This is a genomic window from Parcubacteria group bacterium (assembly GCA_016181765.1).
GTDB lineage: Bacteria > Patescibacteriota > Patescibacteriia > UBA2169 > UBA2169 > CG10-46-32.
In genome coordinates this window covers 95,110-105,914 of the sequence record JACOYR010000005.1, presented here as the reverse complement: position 1 = coordinate 105,914, position 10,805 = coordinate 95,110, and the positions used below count along the sequence as shown (strand labels likewise).

General features: G+C 57.0%; 6 protein-coding genes, 2 tRNA genes and 1 pseudogene. 1 reads left to right on the top strand and 8 read right to left on the bottom strand.

The window, feature by feature from the left end; genetic code table 11:
* Positions 1-1,371, bottom strand: a 1,371-nt coding sequence (locus HYT31_04505; protein ID MBI2051031.1) for a hypothetical protein, incomplete at its 3' end; no start/stop codon positions are given.
* A 483-nt stretch (positions 1,372-1,854) separates the two neighbouring features.
* Positions 1,855-2,937, bottom strand: coding sequence for a DUF2914 domain-containing protein (locus HYT31_04500; protein MBI2051030.1), 1,083 nt, complete (start codon positions 2,935-2,937; stop codon positions 1,855-1,857).
* A gap of 158 nt (positions 2,938-3,095) precedes the next feature.
* Here HYT31_04500 and HYT31_04495 point away from each other — a divergent pair, with 158 nt between their 5' ends.
* Positions 3,096-3,941 carry a glutamine synthetase gene (locus tag HYT31_04495; GenBank protein ID MBI2051029.1) on the top strand — a complete coding sequence of 282 codons (846 nt, stop codon included), beginning with the start codon at positions 3,096-3,098 and terminating at the stop codon, positions 3,939-3,941.
* Positions 3,942-3,990: 49 nt separating this feature from the next.
* Here HYT31_04495 and HYT31_04490 read toward each other — a convergent pair.
* From HYT31_04490 to pyk, 6 genes and pseudogenes are all read right to left on the bottom strand, one after another.
* Positions 3,991-4,065: transfer RNA gene (locus HYT31_04490), tRNA-Asn, on the bottom strand.
* A gap of 7 nt (positions 4,066-4,072) precedes the next feature.
* On the bottom strand, positions 4,073-5,377 hold the full coding sequence (locus tag HYT31_04485) for a sigma-70 family RNA polymerase sigma factor (GenBank protein MBI2051028.1): 1,305 nt from the start codon (positions 5,375-5,377) through the stop codon (positions 4,073-4,075).
* Positions 5,364-7,127, bottom strand: coding sequence for a DNA primase (gene dnaG, locus HYT31_04480; protein ID MBI2051027.1), 1,764 nt, complete (start codon positions 7,125-7,127; stop codon positions 5,364-5,366). Before dnaG ends, HYT31_04485 begins: the two co-directional genes overlap by 14 nt.
* A 5-nt stretch (positions 7,128-7,132) precedes the next feature.
* Positions 7,133-7,221, bottom strand: a tRNA-Ser gene (locus tag HYT31_04475).
* Positions 7,222-7,254: 33 nt separating this feature from the next.
* Positions 7,255-9,256, bottom strand: a pseudogene (locus HYT31_04470) (phosphoenolpyruvate synthase).
* Positions 9,253-10,674 (bottom strand): pyruvate kinase, encoded by a 1,422-nt coding sequence (gene pyk, locus HYT31_04465; GenBank protein ID MBI2051026.1) that lies wholly within the window; start codon positions 10,672-10,674, stop codon positions 9,253-9,255. Before pyk ends, HYT31_04470 begins: the two are co-directional and overlap by 4 nt.
* Positions 10,675-10,805: the final 131 nt, after the last annotated feature.

Genomic DNA, 10,805 nt, shown 5'->3' with positions numbered 1-10,805 from the left:
CGGATTGTTTTGGTTTGTGAACGTGTTTGCAGCTGCCTGCAGGGGAAGGGTTCCCACCATGAGGGTGCCGTCAGACGAGGTTCCCAGGCGGGACGGGCCAAAGACCGGTGCGGCCTCGACGCCTTCGGCGGCGGGGACGCTTTGTCCATCAGCGTCGCGGCCGCCTGGAGCGTCCACGCCGCCTCGCAATGACACTGCGTACTGGCCTGCGGGCTGGAGAATGGAGATGGCATTGATCCTTGAGGAGAGCTGGGATACGGATTGGGTGATGCCGGTTGCAAGGTCAAGCTGTGCCAGGGACTGGCCCGCTTCTATGGCATTCCCGGAGAGCCGCGCCAGGTTCACTGCGAGGTCATTGGGATTCAGGAAGGTGATGGCGCCCTTGAGGCTCGTCCCGGGGAGGGCAAGGGCGCGGGTGAGCGCGCCGGAGAATGAGAACGTTTTAGGCGCGAGCAAACGAACGCCAAACGCTCCCGCCACTTGTCCGCCGGCTCCGACCCCCAAGGCGGCTGCGGCCCCGACGCTAGCGGCGGCGGGGCCGCCCTTCTGTTCAAAAGCGTCGCGGCCGCCAAAAGGAGCGTCCGCGCCGCTTCGGGGCGCGGTATCCAACCCAAAGCGGGATGCAAGGCGTTCAGAGGCTGTATGCTGGGTACGGTTGAGGAGCGAGAGGGACATAACGCCAAGGCGCGCTGCGGCCTGGACCCGGGAGAGGGGTTCGGTGAACCGCGGGTTCGCGGCAAGTTGTCTGGCGGCCCGTGCTGCGCCGTCCGCTCCAAGATCAAACGAACGGGTTACGGCCAAGGACGCGGACACGCCCCAGTGCGCCCACACCTGGGGCGGAGCAACGAACAGGAACGCAATGGTTGCGGTGAGGCCTGCTGCGAGCAAACGGGTGGGATAAAACCGCGCGTTATCAGCGGCCGCGGCCCTCCTTAGCGGCGCGGACGCTTTCCAAGCGGCGCGGACGCCAAAATCAAGAGTATCCAGCCCGCGTACATTGGATGCTGGATTGGAAATTCCTGCAACATACTCCTCAACCCACTCCCTGCGCGTGTGCCACCGGCCGTTGATTTTCTCGCCGCGGATTTTTCCCTGCCTGATGCGGAGCGCGAGATACTCGCTTCCGTAGGGCGTCCCTTCTGCGGCCTCGGCAGCCGAAAGATAGTTTCCGCCGGCCGATACGCCCGATACCGGTTCTGTAACCGCGATTGATTGCTGGTATTCTTCAACCCAATCCTCGGTCGTCATCCATGCGGCATCCATTTTGACCGCGCGAAGCTTTCCCTTGCGCGCGAGCAGGGAAAGGTACTCCGCACTGTAGGGAGTTTTTGGCGCGATTTCCGAAAGCGTGTAAAAGGTTTGTTTTAGCATTTTATTTTGAGCTCAACAGCGTGCCGATACGCCCGATATTCAAAGTTATTCTACCATAATTTCTGCTTGATAAGTAAATGAAAACAAGCGAATTATCCACAGCCGTATCGCGCGGTATCGGCGCCGCTCAAAAACGCCGGCCAAGAGGTTCGGCCAAGAGCGCCAAAGGCTCCCCCCGGGCGTTCGGGACGCCGCGCGTTCGCGCGTTCGCACTTGTGACAAAACAGCCGGAACCCGGAGCCTACATCTTTCCAAATCACCACAGCCGCGCGATCAATCGCGCGCCTGCTTTCTAAATCAGGCGACTGATGCAATCCATGCGCGCCCAATATACTGCCGATACGGGCGATAATCCCCTTATTATTGGGTTATTATCAAACAAAAACACATACTGCCTCTTGGCAGTATGTGTCCCCTATCGCCTCATTATCGGCACCAGGCTACAGGCCGATACGCCATGTTCTTGCGGCGTTTGATCTACACTCATCGTGCTATTTCTAAAAGCTTTGGCGCCGCATCAACCCTTTGGACAGTGAACGTAGCGCGCCCCAAGACCTGGCCGCGGTCAGTCTCAACGGATACGCGCCACCTGCCTTCATCAACCGCGCTCTTTGCGGAATACCCGCGGTACCCTTCTCTCCGGCCGCCGGTAATGGCGAACGAAAGGCGGTCGCGCTTCTCCCATGCTCCGGTTGATTCGTTGTAGTAATGCCACTGGTGATAGATGCTGGTCCGCAAATCATCAGGCGCGAAAATGGACGTGTACACGTACAGGCGCTCTCGCGGGCCAAGGCGTACGGTCTGCCCGGGAGCCAGGCGCTGCCAGACGGATTCGTGTTCCGTCCGCAGAATGTATCCCCCGTTTGAACGCCGCACCTCATGGTACGCTCCGGCGTCCCGCAATGACAACGGTATGGGCGGAATGATGTTCGCAAAATAGAGCGCGTTCATCACCGTAAAAATTCCAAACACCCAGGAAAAGGTACCTGACGCCTTTTTGTTTGCCGCGGCTACAAACCAGGCATAAAAAATAAAAAATACAAGGCTCGCGAGTCCGGCAAGCAGGAACAGCCGCGGCCCCAAACCGTTAAACAGGTACGGAATAGCCACCGAAAAAAACGAAAACGCAATAAAGTAGTACGCCAACAACTGGACCTGCGGCCGCACCATGTACTTCCGCAAAGCTTCGTTCCCAACCATGAGTCCCGCAACAATCAGGATAAACGGCCAGCTTGCCGCAAAGCTCGCGCTGTACCAGTAGAACACGAAGGATGCGCCCAAGAGCGCGCCGAACGTGTACTGGATAACAAGCGGCGCAAACAACCGCACAAAACGCAACTTCTCGGTAACGCGACCAGCGTCATAGTAGTGCGTAAACGCGATGGCGCCTCCGGCGAGCGCGAAGTAGTATGCAAGCACCGTCAGGCTGGTTGATATCTGGATGGTTTTGAAGGTGATGTAATCAACAAAAAAACCGAACACGAGGAATCCCGGAATCAAAACGCGCTCGTACCGCTGGTACAAAACTCGGACGCGTTGGTAATGCGAACGAAACGCACATAGCATAGGCTTGCTTCAACTATACAATCGCATCCGGAAAAAGTCTATTTTTTTGACTCATCCCGGGAAGTCGGGTACAATGCTCTGATAGCCAAATTAACTGCGCCCTTAAACCCGTGTCCTTTGTGCCGGACCCGATCAACAAAGGCCCGCACATCCTCGTTATGTGCGAGGTCTTGAATCCGGACGGCGCTCCGCACCCGACCAACACCCGCCACATCTTGGCCGCAACAGCGCGCCGGTTCCAGGACCACGAACCGCTGTTTGGCATTGAGCAGGAGTACACCCTGTACCACAAAGACCGGCCGCTGGGCTGGCCGGCGCACGGCTTTCCCCACCCGCAGGGCCGCTACTACTGCGGCGTGGGGTTTGATGAAGTGCACGGCCGGCCGCTCGTTGAAGCGCACCTGGCCGCGTGCCTTGAGGCCGGCATCTCCATCTCCGGAATCAACGCGGAAGTCATGCCCGCGCAGTGGGAATTTCAAATCGGCACGCTCGGCCCTTTGGCCGTGAGCGACCAGCTGTGGATCGCGCGCTGGCTCCTCTACCGCTTGGGCGAGGAGCTCCAGGTCTATGCCATGCTGGACCCCAAACCAATGCCCGGCGACTGGAACGGCGCCGGCGGACACACGAATTTTTCCATCAGAGCCATGCGCGAAGAGGGCGGCTTGGACATCATCAAGCAAACGTGCGAAAAGCTCAAAACCTTCCATAGGCAGCACATCAGGGTCTATGGCGCGGACAATGACAAACGGCTTACGGGCAAGCACGAAACCTGCAGCATCTATGAATTCCGCTACGGCGTTTCCGACCGCGGCGCCTCGGTCCGCATTCCCATGGCCACGGTCCAGAAAGGCAAAGGCTACCTGGAAGACCGCCGGCCGGCCGCGAACCTTGACCCCTACCAAATCTGCACCGCACTGATTGAAACTGCCTGCGGCGAAGGCTTTAATCCGGATGCATACGGCTGGGACAACTTTGCGTTCAATGAGCCGCGGGAAATGCGCTGACCGCAACCGCCATCCAAAAACCAGCCATTCATGGCTGGTTTTTGATTTGTGGCTCCGGGGGTGGGATTCGAACCCACGACCTACGCGTTAACAGCGCGCAGCTCTACCGCTGAGCTACCCCGGATAGATTGTCAATAATCATTCAACCGCCTCATGGTATCAGCTTCCTGGATTTTTTCAAGGGCCTTGGCCTCAATCTGGCGGATGCGCTCGCGCGTAACCCCGAACTCCTGGCCCACCTCCTCCAGGGTGTGCGCAATGCCGTCCGAGAGCCCGAACCGCATCTGCAGAATTTTCTGCTCGCGCGGGGTCAGCCGTTCTATGGCGATTTTCACGTGGTCCCGCAAGAGCTGCATGGAGGCAATCCTATCCGGGCTCACGGTCTTTACGTCTTCAATAAAATCGCCGAGCGTGGAATCCTTGTCATCATCATCCCCGACCGACGTTTCCAAAGAAACCGTATCCTGGCTGATCTTGCGGATGTGGTGGATCTTCTCCAGCTCTTCCCCCATTTCCGCGGCAATCTCCTCGGGCAAGGGTTCGCGCCCCAAATCCTGGATCAGCCTTCGCTCAACCTGCTGGTAGCGGTTGATGGTTTCCACCATGTGCACGGGAATGCGGATGGTGCGCGACTGGTCCGCAAGCGCGCGCGTGATGGCCTGCCGAATCCACCAGGTCGCGTACGTGGAAAACTTAAACCCCTTGCGGTAGTCAAACTTTTCCACGGCGCGGAACAAGCCGATGTTGCCCTCCTGGATCAAATCCAAGAGCGAAAGCGAACGGCCCGTGAACTTTTTGGCTATGGAGACAACGAGCCGCAGGTTCGCCTCAATCAATTTTTTCTTTGCCTCTAAATCGCCCTTTTCTTTGCGCTTGGCGAGCGAGAGCTCTTCCTCGTTTTTGAGCAAGGGCACGCGCCCGATTTCGCGCAAATACATCTGGATGGAGTCAGCCGAAATGTCCGAGAGGTCCAGATAGCGCATGAGGTCTTTTTCCGCGACCTCTTTCTTTTTTGCCTGCTCCTTTTCCACGACCGTGGTTTCTTTCGTGTGCAGGCTTACCGAACCCAGGAGCCCTTCATCCCCGGCTTTGAGCTCAATGCCGGAAAAATCCATCTCATCCAGGAGCTCCTCAAACGCGCTGATGTTCTGCTCAATGTCCGGGAACGAATACAGTATTTCCGTTTCCGTAATAAAACCGCGGCCTCTGCCTTTGGCAACGAGCTTTGCGATTTCTTCCTCCGAGGGCCCGGCAAATTTGCCGGACGAGCGCCTTCCCTTCCCTCCGCGGGGGATGGATTTTGGCACCGCGACTCTGCGCGCCATGCGGGGCGTGCGGTGCCGCACGGGCTTTGCCTGCTCCGCCTTAACAGCTGGAGCAACGGCTTTTTTAACCGGCGGCCGTTTGGGAGCAGATTTCTTCTTAGGTTTTTTCATCTTCTTTTTGGTTGGCATACGCATGATGCTTTTGGAGCTCCTGATTGAGCTGCTGCCATTGGGCAAGATGCTGTTCCAGGGTGCTTAAGTCCCCGGACCTTTCGGCGCGGGTAATGAGGCTGCGGATCTCTCCAAGCTCGCCCTGTATATGATGGTGATGCAATCGGCGCGCCAAGCTCTTGAATTCGCGGCTCTTTTCCTCCGGTGCCGCATACCGGTACTCTTCGGCAATCATAAGCACCGAACGCGCCACTGCCTGCAGCGTTATGTCAAGCTGCTCAATACGGCCATCATACAATTCCGGGCGCCTTTTGTAAAGCTCCTGGAACGCTTCCCCGGCAAGGACAGCGGGGTCAATCTCGTATTCCGGATTCAGGATGATGAGCGCTAACACGCGCGCGCTCACCTGTTCCAAAATATGAGGCTTTGGGCTCGGCTCTCGCTGCAGCCCTTGTCTAGGCCGGGTTGATGGAGCAGGCCGCCGTTTTGCGAGCACCCCGCGCAGAACCGCTTCATCAACATGAATGAGTGATGAAAGTTTCTGCAGATAGTGCGTCTGCTCAATAGGGTCTGATACGCGCGCAATCCACGAGAGGATGGAGCGCGCCGCGTTCTTTTTCCCGGCGGCAGCAGTGATGTCGTTCTCGCGCGTTGCGCGCCCAAATACCCAATCCAGCAAGGGAACGCGGTGATTGATGGCATCCTGCCATTTCTTTGAGTCCTGTTTTATGAGGTTGTCCGGGTCAGCGGCTTCGGGAAGGCCGACGACCGAGATGCTCATATCCTCCCGCCACGCCACCTCAAGCCCGCGCAGAGCCGCGGTCTGGCCGGCCGCATCCGGGTCAAACGCGAGCGCGATATTCTTGGTGTACCGCGCAAGCAGTTTGATGTGTTCGGGCGTAAGCGCGGTGCCGGATGATGCGACCACGTTCGTAACGCCGGCCTGGTGCGAACTGATCACGTCCATGTTGCCTTCCACGATAACCGCCAGGTCCTGCTTTCTGATTTCCTGCTTTGCCTGGGAAAGCCCGTACAAAATACTGCTCTTTTTGTACACCTCGGTTTCCGGGGTGTTGATATACTTGCCTCCGACATCCTCTTGATTGAGTTTGCGCGCCGTAAAGCCGACCACTGACCCGTGCACGTCCTGGATCGGAAACATCAGGCGGTTGCGGAACCTGTCGTATTGGCTGCCGCGGTCATTGGTTGATGAAATGCCTGCCGAAGCGATTTCATCATCCCTGAATCCCCTGCTCTTTAGGTAGGTTGAAACCCCCTCCCACGCGTCCGGCGCAAACCCGAGCTGCCAGTTGTCGCGCGTTGTATCAGTAATGGCGCGCTCTGCGATGTACGCGCGGCTGTATTCCGCGCTCTTTGCTTTTAACAGCGCCTGGTGGTACCAGTTGGCCGCGTGCCGCAAAAGCTCCAAGGTGCGCGAGCGCTTGGATTCCTGTTCGCGGTCCGCCTTTTCCAGTGTTACGCCCGCCCTGTCTGCGAGCATGCGCAATGCGTCCGGAAACTCTATGCCTTCAACTTCTTGGATGAACGAAAAAATATCGCCGCCCTTGGCGCACCCGAAGCAGTGCCAAAAGCCCTTGCCCGGATTCACGGTAAAGGAGGGCGTCTTTTCCTGGTGGAACGGGCACCGCGCTTTCCAGTTAATGCCCGTTTTCTTGAGCTCCGGGACATACTCGCGCACCACATCAACAATGTCAATGCGGTCCTTGATTTGCTCTGTCGCTTGGGACATGAATGTGGCGGAGAGGGAGGGATTCGAACCCTCGATACCTTGCGGTATACGCGCTTTCCAAGCGCGCGCACTAGGCCAACTATGCGACCTCTCCGCGTCAGGGTCAGGATTATAGCCAGCCTACACTCTACCGCTTTTTCTCCGCTTTTGCAACCCGCTCTATCACCCCAACCACGGAATCCGGAGTTAATGACATGGAATCAATGCCCTCTTGGGCAAGCCAAGCCGCGAACTCCGGGTAATCGGAGGGCGCCTGGCCGCAGATGCCCACCTTGCGGCCCGCTGCCTTAGCCGCCTTAATCAAATCCGAAATCATGCTTTTCACGGCCGCATTATTCTCGTCATAGATGTGGGCCACGAGCTCCGAATCCCTGTCAACCCCGAGCACCAATTGGGTTAAATCGTTTGAGCCGATGGAGAACCCGTCAAAAATTTTCGCAAACTCTTTCGCCAAAATCACGTTGGAAGGGATCTCAGCCATCACGTACACTTCTAAATTTTTCACCCCGCGCTTGAGGCCGTGCTTCCGCATGACATCCAAAACCTGCTTGCCTTCCTCCACGGTGCGGCAAAACGGCACCATGAGTTTGATGTTGGTAAAACCCAAATCCTGCCGCGCCTTTTTCATGGCGCGGCATTCCAGGGCAAACCCGGCCACATACTTTTCGTCGTAGTAGCGCGAGGCCCCGCGCCAGCCGATCATGGGGTTGTCTTCCTGCGGCTCATACGCGGCTCCGCCGATGAGGTTCGCGTACTCATTCGTCTTGAAATCGCTCAAGCGGACAATGACGTCTTTCGGGTAAAACGCGGCTGCAATGCGGCCCACGCCCTCGGCGAGCTTGTCCACGAAAAACTGCGCCTTGTCCTTGTAGTCCAAGGTCAGCGCATCAATTTTGGCTTTGACATCAGCATCAGTAATTGACGAATAGTTGACGAGTGCCAACGGATGGATCTGGATGAACGTGTTGATGATGAACTCCTCGCGCGCAAGCCCTACCCCGGAGTTCGGGATGAATGAATCCATAAACGCTTTCTCCGGGCTTGCGAGGTTCATCATAATTTTTGTGCGCGTCTTGGGCAATGCGCGGAGATCGTGCTTGATGATGGTGTAGAATGCTTTTCCTTTGTATACAAAGCCAACGTCCCCTTCGGCGCACGAGACCGTGGCCACGGCGCCGGTTTTGAGGAGCTCGGTCGCATTCTTGGTTCCCACAATGGCCGGAATGCCGAGGTGGCAAGCCCGGACACGTCTTTGATCACGCGGAGCGTGCCAATCCCTATTTTTGACCCCACTGCCTGGCCGTGAATCAAAACCTCGCCCTTGCGCTTGATTTTGAATTCTTCCAGGATATGGACGTCCCGCCGCGCTTGCACGGTTTCGGGCCTGGCCTGCACGATGTACAGTTTCCTGTCTGTGCCGTCCTTGGCCCACTCAATGTCCATGGGGCGCTTGTAGTGCTCTTCTATGGCCATGCCCCATGCGGCAAGCTGCAAAATTTCTTTCTCGGACAATACATGGCGCCGCTGAGCGGCTTGAACACGTAGTACTCATCAGGGCTTACCTTGCCTTTTACCACGAGCTCCCCTAATCCCCAGGAGCCGTTGATCAAAACCACATCCCGGAAGCCGGATTCCGTGTCCAGGGTGAACATGACCCCGGCACAGGCAGTGTCCGAGCGCACCATCTTCTGCACGCCAACGGACAGGGCAACCTTCTTGCGGCTGAAGCCCTTGTCCACGCGGTAGCTGATGGCGCGGTCCGTAAACAGAGATGCCATGCACTTTTTGACTGCCTCCATGACCGCATTCTCGCCTATGATATTGAGGTAGCTCTCCTGCTGGCCGGCAAAGGATGCATCAGGCAGATCTTCGGCAGTCGCGGAGGAGCGGACTGCCACGTCAAGATTTTTGGCGCGGTAATCAAGCCCCAAGAGCTGCCGCCGGATCTCATCATTGATGCCGGCTTTTTCCAAAAAATACTCATACCCCTGGGCAGTCACGGCAAACCCGTCCGGGATATTGATTTTCTTGCTTAAGCTTTGCACCATCTCGCCGAGTGATGCGTTTTTGCCGCCGACCAAAGGGATGTCCTTAATGGCGAGCTCGCGAAAAAATTTTATGTACTTCATACCGTGTGAATTTTCAATAAATTCAATGAACCGTGCGGCCCGGTTGGGTGGCCGGACGCGATAATGATGTTTTCGCCCTTCTTGACGTTGAGCTCGCGCTTGACCAATGCCACGCTCGCGTTAATGAGCGTATCAAGATTATCATACCGCTTCATCAGGTACGGCGAAATGCCCCAGGACAATGCAAGCTGCCTGACTACGAGCTCGTTCTGGGTGAGCGCCACGATGGGCACCTCGGGCCGCTCGCTTGCGACCAAGCGCGCGCTGTGCCCGGACGCGGACATCACGATGATGGCGCGGATGTGGTCGTGCTCGGTAACGTCATCCGCCGTATGCGCGATGACCGAGGGCACGGTAAAGCGCTTTGCTTCTTGGGGCGGAAGGTCATCGTACGGCGATTCTTCGGTTTCGGTGATAATATCAGCCATCATCTTGCACGCCTCAACCGGATACTTGCCCGTGGATGTTTCGCTGGAGAGCATGAGGCAGTCCGCGTGGTCAATGACCGCGTTCGCGACATCACTGACCTCGGCGCGCGTGGGCCGCGCATTCGTGGTCATGGATTCAAGCATCTGGGTCGCGACAATCACCGGTTTTGAAGCGCGGCGCGAGAGCTCAATGAATTTTTTCTGCAAGAGCGGAATTTGGCGCGCCGGCAATTCAATGCCCAAATCTCCGCGCGCAATCATAATGGCATCAGCTTCCGCAAGAATCTCGTCAAAATTCTCCACGGCCTCGGCCCGCTCAATTTTGGCGATGATGCGCGGCTGGTACTCCCCTTTTTGCGGAAGGAGCGCGCGCAAGCGCTTGATGTCCCGGGCGTTGCGGACAAACGACAAGGCAAGCCAGTCTACTTTTTGCTTTAAGCCGAATTGAATGTCCTTTTTGTCTTTTTCGGTGATGACAATGTCCGGCAGATTTGATTCGGGCAGGTTGATGCCGCGGTTTGAGGTGAGCACATCACCCTGCTCCACCTTCGCAATCACCATGCTGCCGTGCACCTCCACAGCAGCCATGGCTACCAAGCCGTCTTTAATAAGGATCGCCTCGCCTTCCTTTACCATGGTACCCAACGGCTCCTGCACCGGAAGCACGACCATGCCTGCCCGCGCAGGATTAAGCTTTGCCTGCTTTCCGTACACCAAGGCAACCCGGTCACCCCGCTTGACCGCAATACCGTCCTTGGGAAGCTCACCCAAGCGAAGGCGCGGGCCCTGCAGGTCTTGAATGATTGCAATGGGCTCGTTGAGTTTCTTGGCAACGGCGCGCACGTTTTTGATGAGCAGGCTGTGGTGCTCGTAGGTGCCGTGCGAAAAATTCAAACGGGCGCAGTTCATGCCCGCTTTTACGAGTTTCTCAAGCGTTGCCGCTTTCTCGGTTGCCGGCCCGATGGTGCAGATGATTTTGGTTCGCTTCATGTGTTTTGTTTGATTTTATTGTACCACAAAAAAACGACTCCCCGAAGGAAGCCGTCTTTTGAATTCTACAGAGGTGGCGCATGTGCGGACGATTCACCCGGGTACGCCTGGCCGACTTACGTGTCGGCCAG